The sequence below is a fragment of the Streptomyces europaeiscabiei genome (assembly GCF_036346855.1).
Lineage (GTDB): Bacteria > Actinomycetota > Actinomycetes > Streptomycetales > Streptomycetaceae > Streptomyces > Streptomyces europaeiscabiei.
Genome location: NZ_CP107841.1, coordinates 3,603,856 through 3,630,245 on the forward strand (window position 1 = coordinate 3,603,856; position 26,390 = coordinate 3,630,245).

Here is a 26,390-nt window from a genome sequence, read left to right on the forward strand (position 1 = left end):
TGTCTCCCCCTCTCAGTGCGTGAACGGGTGGTGCGTGAACGGGCGCTGCTCGTGCGGATGATGCGCCTTCGGATGATGCGCCTTCGGATGATGCGCCTTCGGGTGATGCGCGTTCGGGTGATGCGCGTGGTGCTGGTACATGGAGTACACCGCTCGGCCGTGATCGGTTCCCCCCTCCGACCCGCACGGCCTCTGACGTGCCGTCACAGCCGCTTGACCCCCTTGATGCGTCCCGCCTTGGCCATCCGTGATCGCGCGGCCTTGATGCGGAATCCGCCGCGCTGGTTGCCGATGCGCAGGCCGGTGCCGGAGGAGAGCCAGCCGGAGGAGACGTCGGATGCCTTGGCGGCGCTGTTGGTCTCGGCAAGCGGGTTGTTCTCGGCGCGCCGGGCGAGCGCCATGACGCCGGGGACGACGAAGGGCGCGAGCAGCAGGTCGTAGAGCGCGGCGGTGAACAGCAGGCTGGACAGTCCGACATGGCGGGCCGCGTCGTCACCGACGAGGGCGCCGACCCCGGCGTAGAGGAGCGTCGCGCCGAGCGCGGCGACGACGACCACGGCCATCGGCCCGGTCGCCGACTTGAGCCGCCCGGTCTCGGGCTTGGCGAGCCCCGCGAGGTAGCCGATGACGCAGAGGACCAGGGCGTACCGTCCTGCCGCGTGGTCGGCGGGTGGCGCGAGGTCGGACAGCAGCCCGGCGCCGAAGCCGACGAGGGCGCCGCCGACATGGCCGTAGACCAGGGCGAGGCCCAGCACGGTGAGGAGCACCAGGTCCGGTACGGCGCCCGGAAGATGGAGTCTGGAGAGGACGCTCACCTGGATCACCAGGGCGACGATCACCAGGGTGGTGGAGAGCAGCATCCGGTTGAAGCGCATGAAGGGGTCAGCTCCTACTGTCCTACGTCTACTGCTCTTGCGGCTGTCCGTCGGTGCCGTCGCCGGGTTCGTCCGCGCCCGGGGTGACCGTCACCGTCACGGTCGGCGTGGGTGTGGCCTTCGGCTTGTTCGGCAGGACGGTGTCGCGCGGGTCCTTGCGGGGCGGCTGGACGACGACGCCGACGATGTCGAGCTGGGTGAAGGCCACGAACGGCTTGACGTAGATCGTGCGGGTGAGGTCGCCGCCGGAGGGGTCGACGCGGGAGACGAGGCCGACCGGGACGCCGGGTACGAACGGCTTGTCGGCCTGCGAGCCGAAGGTGACGAGGCGGTCGCCCGCCTTCACCTTGGCCTTGCCGTTGAGGAGTTCGACGCGCAGCGGCCGGTCACCCTGACCGGAGGCGAAGCCGAGTTCGTCGGTGGCCTCCATGCGGGTACCGACGGTGAAGTCGGGGTCGTTGGCGAGGAGCACGGTCGCGGTGCTCGGTCCGACGGTGGTGACGCGGCCGACGAGTCCGTTGCCGTTGAGGACGGTCATGTCGCGGGTGATGCCGTCGTTGCTGCCGATGTCGATGGTGACGGTCCAGGAGAAGCCCTGGGCCGCTCCTATGGCGATGACCTCGGCGCCCTTGATGCCGTACTGGCCGTTCGCGGCGGTCTTCAGCATCTTGTCGAGCTGTTCGGTCCTGCTGCGGTTGCGGTCGTCGCTGCCGAGGGACGCCTTCAGTTCGGCGTTCTCCTTCTCCAGCGCGGCGAGGCGGTCGTGGCGGGAGCCGGAGTCGCGGACGGCGCTTATGGCGTTGCCGATCGGGTCGACGGCGGTCGACACCCCGTCCTCGATCGGGCCGAAGACGGTGGCGGCTCCACGTCGGGCACCGTCGACCGGTGAGTCCTCCCCGCCGCGGATGTCGACCGTGATCAGCGCGAACGCGACGGCGATCAGCAGCACCAGGAGCAGCCGGCTCTCTCGTGTGTCCCTCACGTGCGGCGGCCGTGCCTTCCTCATAGGAATTCGACAGGAATGGGGGAATTCGGGTAGCCCCTGGGAATCCCGAGACGGGAACGACAGGGGCGCTTTGTGGGAGCTTATGCCTCGATATCAACGATCCGCCGCACGAGAGGAGAACGTCCCGTACGGCGGAATCGAAGTGTTACTTCATCTGCGGGGCTGGGCGTCGAGCACCTGCTGCAACGCCTCGAACTCCTCGACACACTTGCCGGAGCCGAGCGCCACGCTGTCCAGCGGGTCCTCGGCGATATGGATCGGCATTCCGGTCTCACGGCGGAGCCGCTCGTCGAGACCGCGGAGCAGGGCGCCGCCGCCGGTCAGGACGATGCCGCGGTCCATGATGTCGCCGGAGAGTTCCGGCGGGCACTTGTCGAGGGTCGTCTTGACGGCATCGACGATGGCGTTGACGGGTTCCTCGATCGCCTTCCGCACTTCCGCGGCGGAGATGACGACGGTCTTGGGCAGCCCGGACACCAGGTCCCGGCCGCGGATTTCGGTGTGCTCGTCAGCGTCGAGGTCGTACGCCGAACCGATCGTGATCTTGATCTGTTCGGCCGTCCGCTCACCGAGAAGGAGCGAGTACTCCTTCTTGATGTGCTGGATGATCGCGTTGTCCAACTCGTCGCCCGCGACGCGGATGGACTGGGCGGTGACGATGCCGCCGAGGGAGATGACCGCGACCTCCGTGGTGCCGCCGCCGATGTCCACCACCATGTTGCCCGTGGCCTCGTGGACCGGCAGGCCGGAGCCGATGGCCGCGGCCATGGGCTCCTCGATGATGTGCACCTGGCGGGCGCCGGCCTGGGAGGACGCCTCGATGACGGCGCGACGCTCGACACCGGTGATGCCGGACGGCACGCAGACGACGACCCGAGGACGGGCGAGATACCGCCGCTTGTGGATCTTCAGGATGAAGTAGCGGAGCATCCGCTCGGTGATCTCGAAGTCGGCGATGACACCGTCCTTCAGCGGACGTACGGCAACGATGTTGCCCGGGGTCCGCCCGATCATCTTCTTCGCCTCCGCGCCGACCGCGAGAATTCCACCGGTGTTGGTGTTGATCGCGACGACGGACGGCTCGTTCAGTACGATCCCACGACCCCTGACGTACACCAGCGTGTTGGCGGTCCCGAGGTCGACAGCCATGTCACGGCCGATGAACGACATTGAGTTCCCCATCAGGATTCGTCTGGCCTTCCCAAGCGGAGCGCTGACGGCTTTTGAGAGCCTTTCAGGGCTTTTCGGGTCGGCGAAGTGGGTGCTGTGACGTGAAGGCTTACATCGTAGTCTCGCCCGCACGAACACTGCGCGAGGGTCTTCGCCATTGTGGGCATGCGATGCGCCGCCTCGCCTCTGCAGACGGTCCATCGGGGGTGCACGTTCCCTCGATCGCCGCGCATATGCCGTTGTACGGCCGGATTTTCGGCGGGTTGGCTGGTCAGCCGGGGGTAGGCCGTGTGGGTGGTGGCCGTGTGTTGCCAGAAGGCCGTGTGTTGCCAGAAGAGTAAGGGTGGCGGGGGCAGGACCGATCACCGGCCCCCGCCGTGGCGAAAGCGCTGACGCCGCTACGCGCGCCCGGGGAAGAAGATCTTCACCTCGCGCTCGGCGGACTCCTCGGAGTCCGACGCGTGGATCAGGTTCTCCCGCACGATCACGCCGTAGTCACCACGGATGGAACCCGGCTGCGCGGCGATCGGGTCGGTCGGGCCGGCCAGCGCCCGCACTCCCTCGATGACGCGCTCGCCCTCGACGATCAGCGCGACGACCGGCCCGGAGGCCATGAACTCGACGAGCGGCTCGTAGAACGGCTTGCCCTTGTGCTCGCCGTAGTGCTGCTCCAGCGTGTCCTGGTCCAGGTTCCGCAGCTCCAGCGCGGTGATCTGCCAGCCGGCCTTCCGCTCGATACGGCTGATGATCTCGCCGGTCAGGCCACGCCGGACGGCGTCGGGCTTGAGCAGGACGAGGGTGCGCTGGCTCACAGTGGTGACTCCTTCATCACAAGGGTGCGGAGCTCAGAGGCTACAGGGCGCGCCCGACCGGGTGTTACGCAGCGTCAGCGTGGCCGGGTCCGAGGACCCGGCCACCCTTGAACCAGGACCTCGCCCCCTGCTTCAGGAGGCTCCGGCGCCGGCCTCGGCGGAGGCCTGTGCCGCGAACCGGGCCTTCGCCTCGTCGATCTTCCGCCCGAAGTGGACCGAGGCCCACCACAGGGCGGCGAAGACCGCGCCCATGAAGAACATGGTCGGGACGAAGAAGCCGGAGAGGATCAGCGCGATCTGGAGGGCCCAGCCGAGTTGGATGCCGCCGGGCCGGGTGACGACGCCGCACAGCACGACGCACAGGAACATGGCGATGCCGCTGACGGTCCAGACCGTCGACATGGTCAGATCGGGGTCCTTCATGGCGACCAGCCCGGCCAGGCCGATCACGAAGAACTCGCCGATCAGGGTCGAAGAACAGAGGGTACGCATGTGTGGAACTCAGCCCTTCCCCAGCAGCAGCCGGGCTTCGCCGACGGTGATGACGGAACCGGTGACGAGGACGCCGCCGCCCGTGAACTCGCCCTCCTCCTCGGCGAGTGTGACCGCCGCCTCCAGGGCGTCGGGCAACCGCGGCTCCACCTGCACCCGCTCCTCGCCGAACACCTCGACCGCGATCCCGGCCAGTTCGTCGGCGTCCATCGCCCGATGGCTGGAGTTCTGCGTGATCACGACCTCGGCGAAGATCGGCTCGAAGGCCTCAAGGAGACCCCGTACGTTCTTGTCGCCGCTGGCCCCGACCACGCCGATCAGCCGGCTGAAGTCGAACGCCTCACCGACCGCCTCGGCCGTGGCCCGCGCGCCGGCCGGGTTGTGGGCGGCGTCGAGCACGACGGTCGGGGAACGCCGTACGACTTCCAGCCGTCCCGGTGAGGAGACCGCCGCGAAGGCCTTGCGGACCGTGTCCAGGCCGAGCGGTTCGGGGCGCTGCGAGCCGACGCCGAAGAACGCCTCGACCGCGGCGAGGGCGACGGCCGCGTTGTGCGCCTGGTACGGACCGTGCAGCGGGAGATAGACCTCGGGGTACTCGCCGCCGAGGCCGCGCAGGGTGAGCATCTGCCCGCCCACGGCGACCTGCCGCGAGACGACGCCGAACTCCAGGCCCTCCCTGGCGACCGTCGCGTCGACCTCCACGGCCTTCTTCAGCATCACCTGCGCCGCGTCCACCGGCTGCTGCGCCAGGATCACGGTCGCGTCCTGCTTGACGATCCCGGCCTTCTCGACGGCGATCTCGGCGGGCGTCTCGCCGAGCCGGTCGGTGTGGTCGAGGTCGATGGGGGTGACGACGGCGACGTCCCCGTCGATGACGTTGGTGGCGTCCCAGGTGCCGCCCATGCCGACCTCGACGACGGCCACGTCCACGGGCGCGTCCGCGAAGGCGGCGTACGCCATGCCGGTCAGCACCTCGAAGAAGGAGAGCCGGTACTCCTGCTGGGCGTCGACCATCTCGATGTACGGCTTGACGTCCTCGTACGTCTCGATGAACCGCTCGGCGGAGATCGGGGCGCCGTCGAGGCTGATGCGCTCGGTGATCGACTGGACGTGCGGGGAGGTGTACCGGCCGGTGCGCAGTTCGAAGGCGCTGAGCAGGGCCTCGATCATGCGGGCGGTGGAGGTCTTGCCGTTGGTGCCGGTGATGTGGATGGAGGGGTACGCGCGCTGGGGTTCGCCCAGGACGTCCATCAGCGCGGCGATCCGCTTGACCGAGGGCTCCAGCTTGGTCTCGCCCCAGCGGCCGGCCAGTTCCGTCTCGACCTCGCGCAGCGCCTTGTCGACGGCCGGGTCGGCGGGGCGCGTCGGTACGTCGCCCTCCGGCGCGCCGCTCTGGGTGCGCAGGGTGCGGCTGCCGGCCTCGATCACCGCGAGATCGGGGTCCCGGTCGGTCTCGGCCGCGACAATCTCCTCGAAGGGGTCGACTGCGTCGGGCTGCTCGCTGCTGTCGTACGGGGACTCACTCACGGGGCCAGTCTACGGTTCGGACGCCCACTGGCTCGGAGGTACCCGCTGTAGGGCGACTGCGGGGGTACGTGGCTGGTCGCGCAGTTCCCCACGCCCCTTGGAACCCGGCGGTCACAGCTGTGGGCAGTCGTGCCGCTGGGGCGGCACGGGTGGGCGCGGCGGCACCCGGCAAGCGCCGGTGAGCGAAACCCGCCCCGCCCGGCAGAAGGCCCCGGCGCCTGACAAGCACCGGGGCCTTCGTCACCTACGGATGGCTACGCCTTCGGCAGACGGTCCAGTTGGGCGGCGATCCGCGCGATGTCCTCGTCCGCCTTCGCCATACGTCCGCGGATCTTGTCCACCACGTGGTCCGGGGCCTTCGCGAGGAACGCCTCGTTGCCGAGCTTGGCCGTGGCCTGGGCCTTCTCCTTCTCGGCCGCCGCGAGGTCCTTCGCGAGGCGCTTGCGCTCGGCGGCGACGTCGATGACTCCGGAGAGGTCGAGGGCGACCTCGGCACCCGCCACCGGCAGGGTCGCGGTGGCCGAGAAGCCCTCGCCCTCGGGCTGCAGACGCAGGAGCTGACGGATCGCGGCCTCGTGCGGCGCCAGGACCGTGCCGTCGAGCGTGAGGCGGGCCGGGACGCGCTGGCCGGGCTGGAGGCCCTGGTCGGCGCGGAAGCGGCGGACCTCGGTGACGACCTGCTGGACCAGCTCGATCTCGCGCTCGGCGGCGTCGTCGCGGAAGCCACTGTCCTTGGGCCAGTCGGCGATGACGAGGGACTCGCCGCCGGTCAGCGTCGTCCACAGGGTGTCCGTGACGAACGGGATGACCGGGTGGAGGAGGCGCAGCGTGACGTCCAGGACCTCGCCGAGGACGCGCTGGCTGACCTCGGCCGGCTCGCCGCCCGCCTGGAACGTCGTCTTGGACAGCTCGACGTACCAGTCGAAGACCTCGTCCCACGCGAAGTGGAACAGGGCGTCGCTGAGCTTGGCGAACTGGAAGTCCTCGTAGTACGCGTCGACCTGCTCGACCGTCTCGTTGAGTCGGGCGAGGATCCAGCGGTCGGTCGCCGAGAGCTTCGAGGCCTCCGGCAGCGGGCCCGCCACCGTCGCGCCGTTCATCAGCGCGAAGCGCGTCGCGTTCCAGATCTTGTTGGCGAAGTTGCGGGAGGCCTGGACCCAGTCCTCGCCGATCGGGACGTCGGTGCCCGGGTTGGCGCCGCGCGCGAGGGTGAAACGGAGCGCGTCGGAGCCGTACTTGTCCATCCAGTCGAGCGGGTCGACGACGTTGCCGAAGGACTTCGACATCTTCTTGCCGCGCTCGTCGCGGACCAGGCCGGTCAGCGCGATGGTCTTGAAGGGGACCTCGCCGTCCATGGCGTACAGGCCGAACATCATCATCCGGGCGACCCAGAAGAAGATGATGTCGTGGCCGGTGAGCAGGACGTCGGTCGAGTAGAACTTCCGCAGGTCCTCGGTCTGTTCGGGCCAGCCGAGCGTGGAGAACGGCCACAGGCCGGAGGAGAACCAGGTGTCCAGGACGTCGGTGTCCTGGGTCCAGCCGTCGGCCTCCGTGCCGGGCGGCTGCTCGTCGGGACCGACGCAGACCGTCTCGCCGTTCGGGCCGTACCAGACCGGGATGCGGTGACCCCACCACAGCTGGCGCGAGATGCACCAGTCGTACATGTTGTCGACCCAGTCGAAGTAGCGCTTCGACATGTCCTCGGGGTGGATCTTGACCCGGCCGTCGCGGACCGCGTCGCCGGCCGCCTTGGCGAGGGGCGCGACCTTGACCCACCACTGCATGGACAGCCGGGGCTCGACCGTGGTCTTGCAGCGCGAGCAGTGGCCGACGGAGTGGGTGTACGGCCGCTTCTCGGCGACGATCCGGCCCTGCGAGCGCAGCGCGCCGACGACGGCCGAGCGGGCCTCGAAGCGGTCCTGGCCGAGGAACGGGCCGTGGACGGTGATGACACCGTGCTCGTCCATGATCGTCATGGACGGCAGGTCGTGGCGCTGGCCGATCGCGAAGTCGTTCGGGTCGTGCGCCGGGGTCACCTTGACCGCGCCCGTGCCGAACTCCGGGTCGACGTGGGTGTCGGCGACGACCGGGATGCTGCGGTCGGTCAGCGGCAGCTTGATCAGCTTGCCGATGAGGTGCCGGTACCGCTCGTCGTCCGGGTGGACGGCGACGGCGGTGTCACCGAGCATCGTCTCCGCGCGGGTGGTGGCGACGACGAGGGAGTCGTCCCCCTCGCCGTACCGGATGGAGACCAGCTCGCCGGCGTCCTCCTGGTGCTCGACCTCGATGTCCGAGATGGCCGTCAGACAGCGCGGACACCAGTTGATGATGCGCTCGGCGCGGTAGATCAGCTGGTCGTCGTAGAGCCGCTTGAAGATGGTCTGGACAGCCTTGGACAGCCCTTCGTCCATGGTGAACCGCTCACGGTCCCAGTCCACCCCATCGCCCAGCCGGCGCATCTGGCCGAGGATCTTGCCGCCGTACTCCTCCTTCCACTGCCAGACGCGCTCGACGAACTCCTCGCGCCCCAAGTCGTGGCGGGACTTGCCCTCTTCGGCGAGCTGCTGCTCGACCTTGTTCTGGGTGGCGATGCCGGCGTGGTCCATGCCGGGGAGCCAGAGGGACTCGTAACCCTGCATGCGCTTACGGCGCGTGAGGGCGTCCATGAGGGTGTGCTGGAAGGCGTGCCCGAGGTGCAGGCTGCCGGTGACGTTCGGCGGCGGGATGACGATGGTGTACGCGGGCTTGTCGCTCTTGGCGTCGGCCGCGAAGTAGCCGCGCTCTACCCAGCGCTCGTACAGCGTCCCCTCTACATCGGCCGGCGCGTACTGGGTCGGCAGATCGGTGGCGGGCGCTGGAGGCTGCTGCTGAGCGTTCTCGGTCACCCGCTCAGTTTAGGGGTGTCACGGGGTGGTCCCGAAACCCGATTCTTCCGTAACGGTGTGACCCCCGGTGCGTGGGACCCATCGAGTTTGCGCCAGGATGTCAGGAACACATAAGCATCTGGAGGGGAACCCAGAACATGAGTCACAACCAGCCGGGCCCGTACGGCGGGCAGCCCCAGCAGCCCGGACCGTACGGCCAGCCGGGCCCCTACGGCCAGCAGCCGCCGCAGGCCGCCCCCCAGCCCGGCTACGGCTACCCGCAGCAGGCGCCCCCGCAGCAGCCCGGCTACGGGTACCCCCAGCAGGCCCCCCAGGGCGTCCCGCCCCAGACCCCGCCCTACGGCCAGCAGCAGGCCCCGTACGGCCAGCAGCCCTACCCGACCGTGCCCCAGCCCCCCGTCTCCGGCGGTGGCGGCAAGAAGGTCGGCATCATCCTGGGCGCGGTCGCCGTGGTGGCGGCGGTCGCCGTGGGCGCGTACTTCGTGATCGGCGGAGGTGGCGGCGGGGACATCGCGGATGACGGGCCGCACAAGCTGACCACGCCGGAGACCGTCATCGACGGGCAGTACAAGAAGGGCGAAGGCGGCAGCAGCAGCGGCGGGATGAGCGACAAGGAGATCAAGCAGACAGAGGGCTGGGGTGTGCAGAACCCCAAGGACGTCAGCTCGACCTACGCGTCGGGGGAGGGCCTCACCGCCAAGAACCTGACCTTCGCCGGGGTGTACGGCACGATCGACGACCCGGAGAAGGTCATCGACGCGATGTTCGCCAACATGAAGGCGGAGTCCGAGAAGGGTTCGGGCTCCGACGGCAAGCTCGTGGGCAGCCCCCAGGAGGTCACGCCCGAGGGCTTCGAGAACGGCATCATGAAGTGCCAGGAGAGCGAAGGCTCCGAGGGCGGCAAGACCATGACGGTGCCGCTGTGCATCTGGGGTGACCACAGCACGGTCGCGTACGTGGTCTCCTTCGACGTGGCCGCGATGGCCGCCGGCAAGAGCTCGACGATCGACGAGGCGGCCGAGTTGGCGGCCAAGCTGCGCAACGACGTGCGCGTCGAGGCCTGACACTCTCGCTCAACCACGAAGGGGCCCCGGTCGATTGACCGGGGCCCCTTCGATGTCTGTGTACCGCCGAGGAGTTACGCCGTCTTCTGCTCCCCCGGTCCCCGCCCCCGCGCGTCCCGCGGGATGAGGGTCGGGTTGACGTTGGAGCGGACCACGTCGGCGTTGATGACGACTCGGGCCACGTCCTTGCGTGACGGGACCTCGTACATGACCGACATCAGGACTTCCTCCATGATGGCGCGCAGGCCGCGCGCGCCGGTCTGGCGGAGGATGGCCTGGTCGGCGATGGCTTCGAGGGCCTCGCGCTCGAAGTCCAGTTCCACACCGTCGAGTTCGAAGAGGCGCTGGTACTGCTTCACCAGCGCGTTGCGGGGCTCGATGAGGATCTGGAGCAACGCCTCGCGGTCCAGGTTGTGGACCGAGGTGATGACGGGCAGACGGCCGATGAACTCCGGGATCATGCCGAACTTGACCAGGTCCTCCGGCATGACGGCCTCGAACTGGTCCTTGGACTCCAGCTCGCGCTTGGAGCGGATCGTCGCGCCGAAGCCGATGCCCTTGGCGCCGGCCCGGGACTCGATGATCTTCTCCAGGCCCGAGAAGGCGCCGCCCACGATGAACAGGACGTTCGTCGTGTCGATCTGGATGAACTCCTGGTGGGGGTGCTTGCGGCCGCCCTGGGGCGGGACCGACGCCGTGGTGCCTTCCAGGATCTTCAGCAGGGCCTGCTGGACGCCCTCGCCCGACACGTCGCGCGTGATGGAGGGGTTTTCACTCTTCCTCGCGACCTTGTCGATCTCATCGATGTAGATGATGCCGGTCTCGGCCTTCTTGACGTCGTAGTCGGCCGCCTGGATGAGCTTCAGCAGGATGTTCTCGACGTCCTCGCCGACATACCCCGCCTCCGTCAGCGCCGTCGCGTCCGCGATCGCGAACGGGACGTTCAGCATGCGCGCGAGAGTCTGGGCGAGGAGGGTCTTGCCCGAGCCCGTGGGGCCCAGCAGGAGGATGTTGGACTTCGCCAACTCGATGGCGTCCTCACGGCTTTGACCGCCGCCGTTCTCACCGGCCTGGACCCGCTTGTAGTGGTTGTACACCGCGACGGAGAGCGCCTTCTTGGCCGCCTCCTGGCCAACCACATAGCCCTCTAGGAACTCGTAGATCTCGCGGGGCTTGGGGAGTTCCTCCCAGCGGACCTCGCTGGTCTCCGCGAGCTCCTCCTCGATGATCTCGTTGCAGAGGTCGATGCACTCGTCGCAGATGTACACACCGGGCCCTGCGATGAGCTTCTTGACCTGCTTCTGGCTCTTGCCGCAGAACGAGCACTTGAGCAGATCGCCGCCGTCACCGATGCGTGCCACGGTGTGCTTCCCCTTCGCCTGGGAGACGCCTGGACAATCGAAATCCAGCGACTCCTGGTGCTGCCTTATGTCGACGGTACCTTGCCGGGCCCCCCGTTCGGGCCCCCCTTGGCACGGTTCGCTTTGACGTGCACCTTGTCGTGCACTGGGTCAAACGGCGCCAATCATGCCAAGGGGCGGCAGACAATACATCCTTTCCGCGGTCAGCGGACGTTGTTGTTGTTCATCTTCCGCGTGGAGATGATCTGGTCGATCAGGCCGTACGCCAGTGCGTCCTCGGCCGTGAGGATCTTGTCGCGCTCGATGTCCTCGCGGATCTTCTCGATCGGCGTGGTCGAGTGCCTGGCCAGCATGTCCTCCAACTGCGCACGCATCCGGAGGATCTCGTTGGCGGCGATCTCCAGGTCGGAGACCTGACCGCGGCCCGTCTCGCTGTACGGCTGGTGGATCAGGACGCGGGCGTTCGGCAGGGCCATGCGCTTGCCCGGCGTACCGGCGGCCAGCAGGATCGCGGCGGCGGAGGCCGCCTGGCCCATGCAGACCGTCTGGATGTCCGGCTTCACGAACTGCATCGTGTCGTAGATCGCGGTGAGCGCCGTGAAGGAGCCGCCGGGGCTGTTGATGTAGACGGAGATGTCCCGGTCGGGGTCCATCGACTCCAGGCACAGCAGCTGCGCCATGACGTCGTTGGCGGAGGCGTCGTCGATCTGCACCCCGAGGAAGATCACCCGCTCCTCGAAGAGCTTCGCGTACGGGTCGTACTCGCGGACGCCCTGCGAGGTGCGCTCGACGAAGCGGGGGATGACATAACGGGACTCGGCGCGGGGGCCGGTGTACTCGGCCTCGGTGCGGGCGTAGATGCCGCTGCCGGGGAAGTCGTTCACGGTGTCTCCTGGAAAGAGGGCTGGGGCGGTGGTGTGGAGGGACTGGGAAGGGCGCTGACGGCCCCGGGGAGGCTCAGGAGCACCCCCGGAGGGCTTCAGGGGCTCCGGGGAGCACCCTGTGGCCTGCTTGGCCGCCATCGGCTCTCAGGCCGCCCCGGTACCGCCGCCGCCCGGCATACCGGCGGCCGTGGGGATCACGTCGTCGATGAGGCCGTACTCCTTGGCCTCGAAGGCGTCGAACCAGCGGTCGCGGTCCGAGTCGCGGGTCACCTGCTCGACCGACTGACCGGTGTGCTGAGAGGTGAGCTCCGCCATCCGCTTCTTGGTGTGGAGCAGCCGCTCGGCGTGGATCTTGATGTCCGAGGCCGAACCGGCCAGACCAGCCGAGGGCTGGTGGATCAGGATCTCGGCGTTCGGCAGCGCGAACCGCTTGCCAGGGGTGCCCGCGCTGAGCAGGAACTGGCCCATCGAGGCCGCCAGGCCCATGGCGATGGTCACCACGTCGTTCTTGATGAACTGCATCGTGTCGTAGATCGCCATGCCGGCCGTGATCGAGCCGCCGGGGCTGTTGATGTAGAGGTAAATGTCCTTGTCGGGGTCTGCGGCAAGGAGCAGCAGCTGTGCGGTGATCTTGTTGGCAATGTCGTCGTCGACCGGCTGGCCGAGGAAGATGATCCGCTCGCCAAGCAGCCGGTTGTAGACCTGGTCGCCGAGGCCACCACCGATGGAAGGCTCGCCGGCGGCATAGGGCATCAGATTCGTCACGTATCCACCTGCTCGTCTTACGACGGCGCCGGGCCGTCTTCACGTTTCCCTTCCGGGGACCGAGCCGTTCGCCGACAGCCCAGCCCTCGTATTCATGGACCCTAACGCGGTGGCTCCGCCGGTGAATCCCGCAAAGGGAACTGTTCGCTGTCAGCGCATGCGTGTGCGCTCCGCCGGTTGGGCGGGTGCCTTGTGGCTGCCGGACCGGAAAGGGGCGCGGGGAACTGCGCGGTCGGCCACGGACAGGCCGCAGACGCGTCTGCTACGCCGGGTGTATCGGCGGGTGCGGCTTACAGGGGGCTGGTCGCGCAGTTCCCCGCGCCCCTGGGTAGGCCGACGGGCCCCTGGGTCACAAGTGATCCAGGGGCCCGTCGGAAGGCGATCGGCGAGTGGTCAGGCCTCGGGGGCCTTCTCCTCGGCCTCGGCCGCAGCCGGGGTCTCCTCGGTGGCCTCGGCCGTGGCCGGGGTCTCCTCGGTCTCGTCCTCTTCGTCGTCCAGGTCGACGACCTCGCCGTTGGTGTCCTTCACCGTGGAGGACTCCACGACCAGGGCCAGGGCCTTGCCGCGGGCGACCTCGCCGACGAGAAGCTGGACCTGGTTGTTCTGGACGACCGCCTGGGCGAACTGGTCCGGGGACATGCCGGAGGAGGAGGCACGCCGCATGAGGTGCTCGGTGAGCTCCTCCTGGTTGACGTTCAGCTTCTCCTTGGCGACCAGCTCGTCGAGGACGAACTGGGTCTTGATGCCCTTGACGGCCGCTTCCTTGGTCTCGGCGTCGAACTCCTCGACCGTCTTGCCCTGGATCTCGAGGTACTTCTCGAGGTCGAGGCCCATCTGGCCGAGCTGGTGGTGCTCCAGGTTGTGCTTGCGGGTGTTGATCTCGTCCTCGAGCAGCTTCTCGGGGACGGGCACCTCGACGATCTCCAGCAGCTTCTCCAGGACACGCTCCTGGGCCTGCGTGGCCTGGTCGTACTGCTTCATGTTCTCCAGGCGCTTGCGGCTGTCAGCCCGCAGCTCCTCGAGGGTGTCGAACTCCGAGGCGAGCTGGGCGAACTCGTCGTCCAGGGCCGGGAGTTCACGGGCGGCGACCTGGGTGACCTTGACGGTGACCTCGGCCTCCTTGCCGGCCGCCGAGCCGCCCTTCAGCTCGGAGGCGAAGGTGGTCTCGCCACCGGCCTCCAGGCCCTTCACGGCGTCGTCGATGCCGTCCAGCAGCTCGCCGGAGCCGATCGTGTAGGAGACGCCCTCGGCGACGCCGTCCTCCAGGATCTCGCCGTCGACCTTGGCCTGAAGGTCGATCGTCACGACGTCGCCGTCCTCGGCGGCACGCTCGACCGGGGAGGTGGAGGCGAAGCGCTCGCGCAGCTGCTCGACCGCCTTCTCGATGTCCTCCTCGGTGACCTCGACGGCGTCGACCTCGACCTCGATGCCGGAGAAGTCCGGGATCTCGATGGCCGGGCGGACGTCGACCTCGGCGGTGAAGTTCAGCGTCTCGCCGTCCTTCAGCTCGGTGATGTCGACCTCGGGCTGGCCCAGGACATTGAGCTCGGCCTCGTTGACCGCGTCGGTGTAGAACTTCGGGAGCGCGTCGTTGACGGCCTCCTCCAGCACCGCACCGCGGCCGAACCGCTGGTCGATGACGCGGGCCGGGATCTTGCCCTTGCGGAAGCCCTTCACCGTGACCTGCTGGTTGATCTTCTTGTACGCCGCGTCGAGGCTGTCCTTGAGCTCCTCGAAGGGCACCTCGATGCTGAGCCGAACCCGGGTCGGGTTCAGGGTCTCCACGGCGCTCTTCACGGTTCGGTCTCCTTGGGGGCTGACTTCTTGGGGTTCTGCTGACGTACCCCGCCGGGAGTGGCGGAGCTTCAGCGGATTCGCGGCCCTTGAGGGACTTGAGAATGCAGACACACGGGCGCGCAGCTTGCATAGTAGCCGCAGGCGGTACACGCCCCAAAAGGTGATCTTGCCGGTGGCGGTGATCTTGCCGGTGGCGGGTGCCACGTACCGGCGCGGTGGTCGGGGTGGCGGGATTTGAACCCACGGCCTTCCGCTCCCAAAGCGGACGCGCTACCAAGCTGCGCCACACCCCGTCTGGTGCGACACGTAGGGTACATGCCCGCAGGCCATGCGGTTGCCGCATTTACCGAGTGCGCGGGCGCATGCGACGGCGGGTGACGCGCGCGGCCCGGAAGGGGTGTGCGGCGACGGCGCCCGACCCGCTACGATGCCTTCTGTGCCGCGGTCGTCCGACCTGCGGCGCGAGCTGTGCGGGCGTAGCTCAATGGTAGAGCACTAGTCTTCCAAACTAGCTACGCGGGTTCGATTCCCGTCGCCCGCTCCAACGGCCTCCGGCCCGGTTTCGAGGGACTCCTCGAAACCGGGCCGGAGGTCTTTTGTCGTCCCACGGTGCGCCGACTGACGGCTCGCCGCCTCACACTGTGTGTCCGGGCGGTCACTAGAACTGGATCGAGTTGATCGTGTCCGCTATCGAGTTGAGGAAGCGTTGAATGTCGTCGGCCATGCCCGTCGAGGCGAGAAAGAAGCCGAAGAGGATGGCGACGACGGCCGGTCCGGCCTTGATCGTCCCTCCCCGCATCAGGACCACCAGGATGATCCCCAACAAGAGCACCACTGACAGCGAAATGGCCACACAGATCACACCCTCGGTCGGTCCGCACTACCGGCCCGGGGCGCCGACCCCACGCGCACCCCGCCAGAACCATCGTGCCACCAACCAGGCCGTCATATGCAGCAGGTGAGACAACGTCGGCCACGGCACCGTGCGCGCGCCACCCGCACCCCGGGCCAACGGGATGACGCCGGGCGCGAATTCGGGTTGATCGTTTCCGTACACACACAACCCGTCCGCAGGTAATTCGAATTGTTGCCACAGACACATCAAGAGGCATACCCAGGACGGCAATTAACCGGACATTTCACCAGAGTCGCCTGCGCATGTTATGCACCATTTAGTCGGGATGAATGCGGACAGACCGACACGCACCATGTGCCGTGCGGTGTACGCACGGTGATGCTCTGCCCGATGAAGACTTCACCGAATCCTGGGTACACGTGGGTGACGCGTACTCCCAATAACAGGATTCACGTCAGTGGTTTTACGGAATCGCACAGACAACGCTAGGGTGCCTCAGATGTTCACCGCTGCCTCGTCCCCCACTTGCGCAGCGAGTGCTCGGACCACCCCCCGGAGTTCCCGGCGGGAGGGTCTGTGACGAACTCGCTGCGACCGCACGGCCTGCCAGGGGCGCCGCTCCCGCCGGCACAGTCACCACAGTCGTCGGCCGACGGAGTGCCGAGTCCGCGCTCGCTGAAGTCCTCGTCCCCCCACCCGACGCCAAGTGGCGCCTCCCCGGAGGCCAGACCGGCCAAACAACGTGACGCGTTCTTCGACAACGCCAAGTACCTCGCCATCGTGCTCGTCGCGATGGGGCACGCGTGGGAGCCACTGACCGACCACAGCCGTGCCGCCGAGGCGCTGTACATGGTCGTGTACACGTTCCACATGCCGGCGTTCATCATCATCTCCGGCTACTTCTCGCGCAGCTTCGACATGCGCGCCGACCGGCTCCGCCGGTTGGTGACCGGCATAGCCGTGCCGTACGTCCTCTTCGAGATCGCGTACTCCGTCTTCAAGCGGTACGGCGACAACGACCCCTCGCACCCGATCAGCCTGCTCGACCCCTGGTACCTCACCTGGTTCCTGATCGCGCTGTTCGTGTGGCGGCTGACGACCCCGCTGTGGAAGGTGGTGCGCTGGCCGGTCCCGGTGGCGCTCGCCATCGCGGCGCTCGCGTCCGTCTCACCGGACATCGGTGACGACCTGGACCTGCAACGTGTCCTGCAGTTCCTGCCGTTCTTCGTCGTCGGTCTCTTCATGAAGCCCGCGCACTTCCAGTTCATGCGGCGCCGCGAGGTGCGGCTGCTGTCCGTGCCGGTGGCGGCGAGCGCGCTGGCCCTTGCGTACTGGCTGGGCCCGGACATGAACTCGGCCTGGTTCTACCACCGTGACAGCGCACAGGAGTTGGGTGCGCCGTGGTGGGCCGGGATCGTCATGACCCTCGCGCTGTTCGGCTGCTCCATGGTGCTCACCACGTGTTTCTTCGCCTGGGTGCCCCGGCGGAAGATGTGGTTCACCGTCCTGGGCGCGGGCACGCTGTACGGCTACCTGCTGCACGGGTTCCTCGCGAAGGGCTCGCGCTTCTGGGACTGGTACGACGCCAACGCGTGGGTGTACCAGCCGCTCGGCGAGCTCTTCGCCACCTTCTTCGCGGCGGCCGTCATCACCCTGCTGTGCACCCCGCCGGTGCAGCGGATGTTCCGGTTCGCCATGGAGCCGAAGATGGAGTGGGCGTTCAAGCGGGACGCAGCCGAGCTGGCCCGCGAGCGCGGGAAGGCCGGGAGCAAGGTGTAGCCCGGGTTCCCTCGTCCCTCAGTGGTTGTCCGTCGCCTCCTCGGCCGCCGGTTCGTCCGGCAGGCCGAGGAGGTTTCGCATGTGGGCGTACTTGTGGGTCAGACGGGTGCGGGTGGGTTCGTCCAGGGCGGCGAGGCGGGCCGGGTTCGCGTTGTGCGCGAGGTCCGACTGCTTGACGAGGAGAGCGCCCGGGGTGGTGAGGATGCGGGCGGCGTAGGCCTCCGGGGCTTCGCCCTCGCGCTTGGTGAGGGCCAGCACGATGGACTTCGTGCGGTCGGTCAGGGGGGCTTCGGTGAGCCAGTCCCCGGTGAGGGCGTCGTCCTCGATGGCGTCGTGCAGCCAGGCCGCGGCGATCTGTTCCTCGTCACCGCCTCGTGCCCTGACGCCGTGGGCGACCGCTTGGAGGTGCTCGGTGTAGGGGCGGCCCGCCTTGTCGGTCTGGGTGGCGTGCGCGGCCCTGGCGAGGGTCTCTACTTCGGGGAGGGAGAGGGGGGTTGGGGGCATCGGGTCTGGGCTCCTTCATATGGCGTGTGGTGGGTGCCGGTCCGGATGTCGCCCCCGCCGCCCCTACCCGTCCCATCCTCAAGGGGCTGCGCCCCTTTTACCTCCGTCCGCAGGTCCGGTGGGGGTTCTCGCGCAGTTCACCGCGCCCCTTTCAGGGGCGCCGTTGCGCTTCTACCTTGTTGCCGTCGGGCCCTCTCGGCAGATCAGTAGGAGGGCTCGGTCGTCGTTGACGTCCTTGGCCACGGCCTCGATGAGGTGCCAGGCGGCGCCGTGGAAGCCGCCGGCCACGTAGCGGTCGGCCTCTCCGGTGAGACGGTCGATGCCTTCGACTATGTCCCGGTCGGAGGTCTCGACGAGACCGTCGGTGAAGAGCATCAGGACGTCGCCGGGGCGCAGGGAACCCTTGACCGGGTCGAACTGGGCACCGTCGTAGACGCCGAGGAGGGGGCCCTCGGCGGCCTTCTCCTCCCAGCGGCCGGTGCCCGCGCTGAGCTGGAGCCCCGGCGGGTGGCCGGCGGAGAAGAGTTCGTAGTCGCCGGAGTCGAGGTCGAGGACGAGGTGGATGGAGGTCGCGAAGCCCTCGTCCCAGTCCTGGCGGAGAAGATAGCCGTTGGCCGCCGGCAGGAACGCGTGCGGTGGGAGCGATCCCAGCAGACCGCCGAAGGCGCCGGACAGGAGCAGGGCGCGGGAGCCCGCGTCCATGCCCTTGCCGGAGACGTCGGTGAGGACGACTTCGAGGGTTCGGCCGCCGTTCGTACGGGCGGCCACGACGAAGTCGCCGGAGAAGGACTGGCCGCCCGCCGGGCGCAGGGCCATCTCGCGGTGCCAGCCGGCCGGCAGCTGCGGCAACTTGCTCTGGACCCGGATGCGTTCACGCAGGTCGAAGAGCATGGTGCCGCCGCGCCGCCAGGGGACGCCGACACGGCTGCGGAACTGGGCGATGAGGAGACCGAAGAAACCGCAGGCGGCGACCACCAGCACTATGCCGGGCGTGACCCGGGCGGGGCCGTCGGTGTAGGGCCCGAGCCGTACGGACTCCACGATCAGCGCGGTCGCGGCGGCCGCGTACAGGCCGAGGAGGCTGGCGGGCCGCAGCAGCAGGCCGCCCGCGACGATGGGGAGGACGAGCACGGCGGGCGAGAACCACACCTCGTTGATCATCGTGAGGCAGGTGATCAGCGGGATCATCAGCAGCAGGCCGACGAGGGCGATCCAGTCGGAGCCGTCCCCGCGGAAGTAGTCGACGGCGGATTTGCGCACGCCGGTGCGGGCCCGGTGAACCAGCTTCTTCATCCGGGCCGTGAACGTATCGGCCGCCGCGCGCCGCTCTCGTCCTGCTGCCATTGTTCGGGACCTTATCCATCCGACCAGCCCCTGTGCACAGGAGGTCCTACTTGTCCCCCTTCCGAGGGCCGGTTCACGACGAATCTCACACAGATCTCACACCGGAACGCGTCCTTCGGCCCCCGTGCGCCCTCCGTGCGGCACCCGGGAAGGATCCCACGTCGAACCGCGACGCGCGGGAACAATTCGCTCGCTCGTGCCGGATCGCCCTGCTAGGCATGGCGTATGACGACTGAGCTGCGGGCGCTGCGCAAGGAAGACTGGAACGTCTGGTACGACAACCTCATCCGCGCGTTCGGCGGCGCCCCCGAACCGGCGGAGGAGCGCGAGTTGTGGCAGGCGCTCACTCCGTACGACCGCTCCATCGGCGTGTGGGACGGTGACCAATGCGTGGGTACGGCGGGGGCGTTCGACTTCCGTCTCACCGTACCCGGTGGCGCTGTCGTCCCCGCGGCGGGCGTCACGATGGTCGGGGTCGCGGCCACGCACCGGCGGCGCGGGTTGCTGACGTCCATGATGCGGCGGCAGTTGGACGACGTCCGCTCCTGGGGCGAGTCGCTGGCCGTGCTGACCGCGTCCGAGCCGGTGATCTACGGCCGGTTCGGGTACGGCCTGGCCACCCACCGGCTCGCCGCCGACATCGACACCACCCGGGTACGGCTGTCCGTACCGCCCGGCACCGATGACGTACGGCTGCGGTACGCGGACCCCGCCGAGGTGCTCGACGCGTGCGAGGCGGTGTACGCCCGCCGGGTGCCGGAGCGGCCCGGGATGCTGGCCCGGCGGCCCGGCTGGGCGCGGGCCGACCTGCTCGACACGGACCGCCACCGGGACGGGGCGTCGCCCCTGCAGTGCGTGGTGGCCGAGCGGGCCGACGGCGACGGGTCCGGCCTGGTCGGGTACGCGCGGTTCCGGATCAAGTCCGACTGGGGGCCGAGCGGGGCGGAGGGCGTCGTCCAACTGAGCGCGCTGGAGGCCGTGGACCCCGCCGCGCACGCCGCTCTGTGGCGGTTCCTGTTCGACATCGACCTGACGCGGTGCATCGTCGCCCACCGGCTGCCCGTGGACGAGCCGGCGCTGCACCTGATGTCGGACATCCGGCGCTGCGGGCTGCGGGTCAGGGACGACCTGCATCTCCGGCTCGTGGACGTCGGCGCGGCCCTGCGCGTGCGGACCTATCAGGCGCCGCTGGACGTGGTGTTCGAGGTGGAGGACGCCTTCTGCCCCTGGAACGAGGGGCGTTGGCGGCTCACCGGCGACCCGAAGGGCGCGACCTGCGAGCGGACCGCCGACGCCGCCGATCTCTCCCTCTCCGTACGGGAGTTGGGGGCGGCCTATCTGGGCGGTGTGAGCCTGTCCTCCCTGGCCGCGGCCGGGTTGGTGCGGGAACTGCGGGAGGGTGCGCTGGCGGAGGCGTCCGTGGGGTTCCTCGCGTCGGGGCTGGCGCCCTGGCTGCCGCACGGGTTCTAGGGCACGGCTCGGAACCCGAAACCGTGTCCGTGGGTCCGGCCTTCACTTCCGCTGGCAGGCCGGGCACCAGAAGAGGTTGCGGGCGGCAAGATCGGCGGTGCGGATCTCGCCGCCACAGAGGTGACAGGGCATGGCCGCCCTGCGGTACACGTACACCTCGCCGCCGTGGTCGTCGACGCGGGGCGGGCGCCCCATGGCCTCGGGGGTGTGTTCCGGGCGGACGGTGTCGATGCGGTTGTGGCGTACGCCCTCGCGCATGAGGCCGACGAGGTCGGTCCAGATCGCGTCCCACTCCGCCGGGGTGACGTCCTTGCCCGCGCGGTACGGATCGATGCCGTGCCGGAAGAGGACCTCCGCGCGGTAGACGTTGCCGACGCCCGCGATCACCTTCTGGTCCATGAGCAGCGCGGCGATCGTCGTACGGCTGCGGGAGACACGGGTGTAGGCGCGCGCCGGGTCGGCGTCGGGGCGGAGCGGGTCCGGGCCGAGGCGGGCGTGGATCGCCCGCTTCTCGGCGTCCGTGATCAGGGCGCAGGTCGTCGGGCCGCGGAGGTCCATGTACGACGTGTCGTTGCGCAGCCGCAGGCGGACGGTGTCCGTGGGCGGGGGCGCGGGGGCCGGGCCGAAGGTCACCTTGCCGAAGAGGCCCAGGTGGATGTGCACCCATTCCTCGGCGTCCGGGTCGCCGAAGTGCAGGAAGAGGTGCTTTCCGTGGGCCTCGGCGGTGGTGAGCGGGGTGCCCGTGAGGAGGGCCGCCGCATCGGCGAACTTGCCCTGGGGGCTCGTGACGTGGGCGTTCTTGCCGCCGCCGAAGTGGGCGAGGGAGTCCTCGGCGAGGCGGTGGATGGTGTGCCCCTCCGGCACGCTGTCCTCCGGGGGTTCGGCAGGGGGGTGGGGGGTGGTTGGGGGTGCGTTCTCGGGTGTGGGTGTGGGTGGGTGGGTGTGGGTTGCTCGCGTAGTTCCCCGCGCCCCTTAAAAGCATGGGGCGCCCCTGAGAAGCATGGGGCGCCCCTGGTCATTCAGAGGCGCGGGGAACTACGCGGGCGACCACACGCGGCCGGAGCCCTACGGCTGGGGGTGGTGCGGCGGGATCGGCGGCAGGTCGCCGGTGGTCTCGTACGTCGCCAGCATGTCGATGCGGCGGATGTGGCGCTCGTCACCGGAGAACGGGGTGTTGAGGAAGGTCTCGACGAACTTGGTCGCGTCTTCCTGGGGGTGCATACGGGCGCCGACGGCGACGACGTTCGCGTTGTTGTGCTCGCGGCCCAGCGCGGCGGTCTCGGCGCTCCACGCGAGGGCGGCGCGGACGCCGGCCACCTTGTTCGCGGCGATCTGCTCCCCGTTGCCGGAGCCGCCGATGACGACGCCGAGGGACCCGGGGTCCGCCGCCGTGCGCTCCGCCGCGCGGAGGCAGAACGGCGGGTAGTCGTCCTGGGCGTCGTAGATATGGGGCCCGCAGTCGACGGGCTCGTGGCCGGCGGCCTTCAGCCACTCCACGAGGTGGTTCTTGAGTTCGTATCCGGCGTGATCAGAGCCGAGGTAGACGCGCATGGTCCGAGTGTGACACGCGTGTTTCGGCGGGGCACGACGGGGTGCGGACAGATGAAACCGTGAGCCGAACCACAGAACCTCAAGTAAACCTCAAGTAACAATCCGGATTCAAAGGTTCAGGAATCCTTTCACCTCCGATTCACTGGACCGATCTTTACAGCGGCTCACCCGGCCCTCGGTTGTCGACTCTCTCGTTTCCGCTCTTACGAGAGTCGATCGGAGGTCACTGGGCAGACGCACGGAAGTCCCCACCACGGCACAAAGGAACTCCCCCCATGACCTCGCAGCCGACTCTGCCGTCCCAGACGGACACCTCAGACTCTTCCTCTCCCCCCTCCCCCGGCCTGCATGCCGGTCTCAAGAACCGTCATCTGTCGATGATCGCGATCGGTGGTGTGATCGGGGCCGGACTGTTCGTCGGATCGAGTTCCGGTATCAGGACCGCCGGCCCCGGCATCCTCCTGTCGTACGCGCTCGTCGGCACGATGGTGGTGCTGGTGATGCGGATGCTCGGTGAGATGTCCGCCGCCAATCCGACGTCGGGTTCGTTCTCGGCCCACGCCGACCGCGCGCTCGGGCGCTGGGCCGGGTTCTCGATCGGCTGGCTCTACTGGTTCTTCTGGGTCGTCGTGCTCGCGGTCGAGGCGACCGCGGGTGCGGTGATCCTGGAGGGCTGGATGCCGGCGGTGCCGCAGTGGGGCTGGGCGCTGATCGTGATGGTCGTGCTGACCGCCACCAACCTGGTGTCGGTCGGCTCGTACGGCGAGTTCGAGTTCTGGTTCGCCGGGATCAAGGTCGTCGCGATCGCCGCGTTCATCGTGGTGGGCGGTCTCGCGGTGTTCGGGATGCTGCCGGGGGCCGACACCGACAAGGCCGGGCTGGCCAACCTGACCGACCACGGCGGGTTCCTGCCCAACGGTGCGGGCGCGATCCTCATCGGTGTGCTGCTGGTCGTCTTCTCCTTCATGGGCAGCGAGATCGCCACGCTGGCCGCCGGGGAGACGGAGAACCCGCAGAAGGCCGTCACCAAGTCCACCAACAGCATCATCTGGCGGATCGGCGTCTTCTACCTCGGCTCGATCTTCGTCGTGGTCACGCTGCTGCCGTGGAACGACCCGTCGATCAAGGAGAAGGGCTCCTACGTCGCCGCCCTGGACTCCCTCGGGATCGCGCACGCCGGGCAGATCATGAACTTCATCGTGCTGACGTCGGTGCTGTCCTGTCTGAACTCCGGTCTGTACACCGCGTCGCGGATGGCCTTCTCGCTGGGTGAGCGCGGGGACGCACCGCGCGCGTTCGGCCGTACCAACGGCCGGGGTGTGCCGATGACCGCGATCCTCGCCTCGGTCGTCTTCGGCTTCGTCGCCGTCATCTTCAACTACTTCTTCCCCGAGGGTGTCTTCCTCTTCCTCGTCAACTCCTCCGGCGCGGTCGCCCTGTTCGTGTGGCTCGTCATCTGCTTCTCGCAGTTGCGTATGCGCAAGATCATCGAGCGGGAGACGCCGGAGAAGCTCGTCGTGAAGATGTGGCTGTACCCGTATCTGACGTGGGCCACGATCGGGCTGATCCTCTTCGTCCTCGGCTACATGCTCACCGACACCGAGCACGGCAACCGCGAGATCCTGCTGCTGTCGCTGCTGGTGGCGGCCGTCGTCGTCGGCATCGCGATCGTCAAGGAGAAGATCGGCGACCGGAAGGCCACCACCGCCGGGGTGTCCGACAAGGCGCACTGAGCGCGGGCGGTCGAGACCGTTCCGGAGTCCACAGTCCGGGTCCGGGGTCCGGTGGCGGTTCGTACGCCGCCGGGCCCCGTTTCCGTCGCCCAGGGGCTCACAGGGGGGTGAAGGTCTTCTCCACCTTCTCGTAGACGGGAAGGGCCCGGTCCTCGATGTCGGGGTGGTACCAGGTGGTGAGCTGGTAGGACTTGCCGCCGCTGTCGAACCCCAGGGAGCGGACGTGCCAGGGCAGTTCCTGGGCCGTGACCGTGTACTCCCACACGACGGCGGGCTCGCCCCGGAACTCGGTCTCCTCCAGCCGGATCCTGCTGTATCCCGGCCCCTCGCTGGTGCTCTGCTCCTTCTTCCGCCACTGCTCCAGGAGGTCGCCGCGCGCGAGGGAGGCCTTGCCGACGATCTCCTGCCGGGCGTCGGGCGAGGTGTAGTGCACCTCCGCGCCCGCGTGCACCTCCCGTGAGAAGCCCTCCGGCGGCACCCAGGCGAACACACCGGCCTCCGTGCGGGCGCCGGGTGGCAGGTCGGGCGGGCGGGAGGTGCCGGCGACGGTGGGGGTGGGGGACGGGGTGGAGGGGGTGGCCGAGGACGACGCCTTGTCGTCCCTGCCGTCGGACGAGCCGTTCATCGCCGGTACGACGACTGCGGCCACGGCGGCGGTCACGGCCACGGCGGTGGCCGCGACGAGGGCGATGCGGCGCTTGTTCCGCGGGGGTGCCGCGGGTCCCGCGGGAACGGCCGGGGTTTCGGAGGGTTCAGGGGGTTCGGTGCGTGTGGGGCCTGGGGGTTCCGTGGGCTCGGCGGGCTTCGCGCGCCTCGACGGCACGGGTGGGCCCAGGAGTTCGCCGGGCGGCATGGCAGTGGGGGTGGGCCTGGGCCGGGTCGGTGCTTCGCTTCCGTCGGGGGGCGGCGGCGCGCCTTCCGAGGGGAGTTCGGGGGTGCTTGCGGGCGGGGCTTCGGAGGAGGCGTCGGCGGTCTCGGGGGGAGGGCCCAGGTAGGGGTTGCCGGGGACCGCCGGGCGCTGTGAGACGAAGGGGGGTGGGAGGGGGGTGCGGTTGCGGACGGGGGTGGTGGGTCGGTCGGGGGTGGTTGGTCGGTCGGGGTGGGGGGTGGGGGGTTCGGTGCGGGGTGGTGGGTTCGGTGACGGTGCGGGGTGGGGGGCCGGTGTGGGGGTGGGGGGCTGTTGCGGCTGGGGGTGCGGTGCGGGCTCGGGGGGCGATACGGGCCCGGGGTCGGGCCGGTTCCGTACCGTCGGCGTCGGCGTCGGCCGTACCGGGGTGGGGCGTCCGGCGGGTGCGGGTGCGGGTTCCTGGTGTGTGGGTTCCGGGGGCGTCGCCTCGGGGTTCTGGGGGGTGCCGGCCCAGGGATCCGCGGCGCCGATCAGCGGCCGCGGCCTCTCCGCCACCGGTTCCGAACGGCCTGCGACCGGCTCGCCGAACCCGGCCGCGGACTCCGCGATGCCAACCCCCGCCTCCTCGGCTCCGGCCGACTGCGCCCCGGCCCCGGCCCCCGGCTGCCCCGTCCCGGCGACCGGGCCCGTGGCGATGTCGCGGAGCGCCTCGGTGAGTTCGTGCAGGCCGGGGCGGGACTCCGGCTGTTTCTTCAGGAGGGCGTCGAGGATGTCGTGGAGGGCGCCTGCGGCCGCGGGGAGTTCCGGTTCCTCGTAGAGGACGGCGTGGAGGGTGGCAAGGGTGGTGGAGCGGGAGAAGGGGGAGCGGCCGCCGAGAGCGGCGCAGAGGGTGGCGCCGAGGGACCAGAGGTCTGAGGGCGGGCCCTGGGGGCGGCCGGAGACCCGCTCGGGGGCCATGTAGTCGGGGGAGCCGACGAGCATGCCGGCCATGGTGAGGGCCTCGGTGTTCTGAATGGCGGCGATGCCGAAGTCGGTGAGGACGGCCTGGTGGGCGCCCGTGCGCTTGACGAGGACGTTGGCCGGTTTGATGTCGCGGTGCAGAACGCCCTGGGCGTGCACCTGGCCCAGGGCGTCGACGAGTTCGAGGCCGATGCGGGCCGTGTCGCGTACGCCGAGGGGACCGTCCTCCGCCACAAGCCGTTCCAGGGAACGGCCGTCGACCAGTTCCATGACGATCCAGAGCCGGTCGCCCGCGTCGACCACGTCATAGACGCGTACGACGTGGGGGTGGTCGATACGGGCCGTGGCCCTGGCCTCCCGCAGGGTTCGCTCGCGTCGGGTGCGGCTGTCCTCGGGGTCGAGCCCGTCGATACGCATTTCCTTGACGGCGACCTGCCGGTCGAGTATTTCGTCGGTGGCCCGCCAGACCCGGCCCATTCCACCTTGGCCGATGCTTTCGGCCAGCCGATAACGGCCGGCCACCATAAGACCCGGAACACCACCCCGCGTTATTTCCGGCACCCCCATGCCCCCCTTCAACAACCGACCGCACATGTCACAGAAGAACCAAAAAGTCGCGCATTGGTCACACTTCGTGCCGCACCAGCATAGTGGTGGGAAATCTTGTGGTACCTCTTCATAGGCCGTGAATTCAGGCACGGCCAGGGG

General features: G+C 69.0%; 22 protein-coding genes and 2 tRNA genes. 5 read left to right on the forward strand and 19 right to left on the reverse strand.

Annotation, left to right across the window (positions count from 1 at the left end; translation table 11 throughout):
- Positions 1-12 precede the first annotated feature (12 nt).
- From OG858_RS15545 to OG858_RS15580, 8 genes are all read right to left on the reverse strand, one after another.
- Positions 13-141, reverse strand: coding sequence for a hypothetical protein (locus tag OG858_RS15545; protein ID WP_256960242.1), 129 nt, complete (start codon positions 139-141; stop codon positions 13-15).
- 62 nt (positions 142-203) lie between these two features.
- Positions 204-875: a rod shape-determining protein MreD gene (gene mreD, locus OG858_RS15550; RefSeq protein WP_086747081.1), complete on the reverse strand. Its 672-nt coding sequence runs from the start codon at positions 873-875 to the stop codon at positions 204-206.
- Between the two features lie 28 nt (positions 876-903).
- A complete protein-coding gene (gene mreC, locus OG858_RS15555; RefSeq protein WP_086747080.1) occupies positions 904-1,857 on the reverse strand; it encodes a rod shape-determining protein MreC in 954 nt (317 codons plus the stop codon).
- A 174-nt stretch (positions 1,858-2,031) separates the two neighbouring features.
- Positions 2,032-3,051, reverse strand: a complete 1,020-nt coding sequence (locus tag OG858_RS15560) for a rod shape-determining protein (RefSeq protein WP_004931372.1) — start codon at positions 3,049-3,051, stop codon at positions 2,032-2,034.
- 398 nt (positions 3,052-3,449) lie between these two features.
- A complete protein-coding gene (gene ndk, locus OG858_RS15565; protein WP_086747079.1) occupies positions 3,450-3,863 on the reverse strand; it encodes a nucleoside-diphosphate kinase in 414 nt (137 codons plus the stop codon).
- A gap of 132 nt (positions 3,864-3,995) precedes the next feature.
- Positions 3,996-4,355 (reverse strand): DUF4233 domain-containing protein, encoded by a 360-nt coding sequence (locus tag OG858_RS15570; RefSeq protein WP_086747078.1) that lies wholly within the window; start codon positions 4,353-4,355, stop codon positions 3,996-3,998.
- A gap of 9 nt (positions 4,356-4,364) precedes the next feature.
- Positions 4,365-5,882, reverse strand: coding sequence for a bifunctional tetrahydrofolate synthase/dihydrofolate synthase (gene folC, locus OG858_RS15575; RefSeq protein ID WP_086747077.1), 1,518 nt, complete (start codon positions 5,880-5,882; stop codon positions 4,365-4,367).
- Positions 5,883-6,136: 254 nt separating this feature from the next.
- Positions 6,137-8,767, reverse strand: a complete 2,631-nt coding sequence (locus OG858_RS15580; RefSeq protein WP_086747076.1) for a valine--tRNA ligase — start codon at positions 8,765-8,767, stop codon at positions 6,137-6,139.
- 137 nt (positions 8,768-8,904) lie between these two features.
- On the opposite strand from OG858_RS15580, the gene OG858_RS15585 reads away from it, so the two are divergent.
- The gene (locus OG858_RS15585; protein ID WP_319064823.1) at positions 8,905-9,831 is read left to right on the forward strand and encodes a hypothetical protein; all 927 of its coding nucleotides are present in this window, start codon (positions 8,905-8,907) and stop codon (positions 9,829-9,831) included.
- A gap of 74 nt (positions 9,832-9,905) precedes the next feature.
- Here the strand turns inward: OG858_RS15585 and clpX are convergent, their stop codons facing one another.
- The 5 genes from clpX to OG858_RS15610 form a co-directional block, all read right to left on the reverse strand.
- A complete protein-coding gene (gene clpX / locus OG858_RS15590; RefSeq protein WP_005479362.1) occupies positions 9,906-11,192 on the reverse strand; it encodes an ATP-dependent Clp protease ATP-binding subunit ClpX in 1,287 nt (428 codons plus the stop codon).
- A gap of 203 nt (positions 11,193-11,395) precedes the next feature.
- The gene (locus OG858_RS15595) at positions 11,396-12,076 is read right to left on the reverse strand and encodes an ATP-dependent Clp protease proteolytic subunit (protein WP_086750003.1); all 681 of its coding nucleotides are present in this window, start codon (positions 12,074-12,076) and stop codon (positions 11,396-11,398) included.
- 144 nt (positions 12,077-12,220) lie between these two features.
- Positions 12,221-12,829: an ATP-dependent Clp protease proteolytic subunit gene (locus OG858_RS15600; RefSeq protein WP_037703703.1), complete on the reverse strand. Its 609-nt coding sequence runs from the start codon at positions 12,827-12,829 to the stop codon at positions 12,221-12,223.
- Positions 12,830-13,234: 405 nt separating this feature from the next.
- Entirely contained in the window at positions 13,235-14,638 is a 1,404-nt protein-coding gene (gene tig / locus OG858_RS15605; protein WP_086750002.1) for a trigger factor, read from the reverse strand.
- A 216-nt stretch (positions 14,639-14,854) separates the two neighbouring features.
- Positions 14,855-14,931 (reverse strand) — tRNA-Pro (locus OG858_RS15610).
- A 177-nt stretch (positions 14,932-15,108) separates the two neighbouring features.
- Between OG858_RS15610 and OG858_RS15615 the strand changes: the two genes are divergently transcribed.
- A tRNA-Gly gene (locus tag OG858_RS15615) sits at positions 15,109-15,182 on the forward strand.
- Between the two features lie 114 nt (positions 15,183-15,296).
- Here OG858_RS15615 and OG858_RS15620 read toward each other — a convergent pair.
- Complete coding sequence (locus OG858_RS15620) at positions 15,297-15,491, reverse strand: hypothetical protein (RefSeq protein WP_033526477.1); 195 nt, start codon at positions 15,489-15,491, stop codon at positions 15,297-15,299.
- A 579-nt stretch (positions 15,492-16,070) separates the two neighbouring features.
- Here OG858_RS15620 and OG858_RS15625 point away from each other — a divergent pair.
- On the forward strand, positions 16,071-17,273 hold the full coding sequence (locus tag OG858_RS15625; RefSeq protein WP_086750001.1) for an acyltransferase family protein: 1,203 nt from the start codon (positions 16,071-16,073) through the stop codon (positions 17,271-17,273).
- Positions 17,274-17,291: 18 nt separating this feature from the next.
- Here OG858_RS15625 and OG858_RS15630 read toward each other — a convergent pair whose 3' ends face one another.
- Both OG858_RS15630 and OG858_RS15635 read right to left on the reverse strand, forming a co-directional pair.
- The gene (locus OG858_RS15630; RefSeq protein ID WP_086750000.1) at positions 17,292-17,777 is read right to left on the reverse strand and encodes an HD domain-containing protein; all 486 of its coding nucleotides are present in this window, start codon (positions 17,775-17,777) and stop codon (positions 17,292-17,294) included.
- A 171-nt stretch (positions 17,778-17,948) separates the two neighbouring features.
- Positions 17,949-19,121 (reverse strand): PP2C family protein-serine/threonine phosphatase, encoded by a 1,173-nt coding sequence (locus tag OG858_RS15635; RefSeq protein WP_086751627.1) that lies wholly within the window; start codon positions 19,119-19,121, stop codon positions 17,949-17,951.
- Between the two features lie 225 nt (positions 19,122-19,346).
- On the opposite strand from OG858_RS15635, the gene OG858_RS15640 reads away from it, so the two are divergent.
- Positions 19,347-20,591 carry a GNAT family N-acetyltransferase gene (locus tag OG858_RS15640; protein ID WP_086751629.1) on the forward strand — a complete coding sequence of 415 codons (1,245 nt, stop codon included), beginning with the start codon at positions 19,347-19,349 and terminating at the stop codon, positions 20,589-20,591.
- A 42-nt stretch (positions 20,592-20,633) separates the two neighbouring features.
- Here the strand turns inward: OG858_RS15640 and OG858_RS15645 are convergent, their stop codons facing one another.
- Entirely contained in the window at positions 20,634-21,455 is an 822-nt protein-coding gene (locus tag OG858_RS15645; protein WP_319064824.1) for an Fpg/Nei family DNA glycosylase, read from the reverse strand.
- Between the two features lie 201 nt (positions 21,456-21,656).
- On the reverse strand, positions 21,657-22,142 hold the full coding sequence (locus OG858_RS15650; protein ID WP_086750474.1) for a ribose-5-phosphate isomerase: 486 nt from the start codon (positions 22,140-22,142) through the stop codon (positions 21,657-21,659).
- Between the two features lie 275 nt (positions 22,143-22,417).
- Here OG858_RS15650 and OG858_RS15655 point away from each other — a divergent pair, with 275 nt between their 5' ends.
- Complete coding sequence (locus OG858_RS15655; RefSeq protein ID WP_086750473.1) at positions 22,418-23,875, forward strand: amino acid permease; 1,458 nt, start codon at positions 22,418-22,420, stop codon at positions 23,873-23,875.
- 97 nt (positions 23,876-23,972) lie between these two features.
- Here the strand turns inward: OG858_RS15655 and OG858_RS15660 are convergent, their stop codons facing one another.
- Positions 23,973-26,159, reverse strand: a complete 2,187-nt coding sequence (locus OG858_RS15660) for a serine/threonine-protein kinase (RefSeq protein WP_328544783.1) — start codon at positions 26,157-26,159, stop codon at positions 23,973-23,975.
- Positions 26,160-26,390 lie beyond the last annotated feature (231 nt).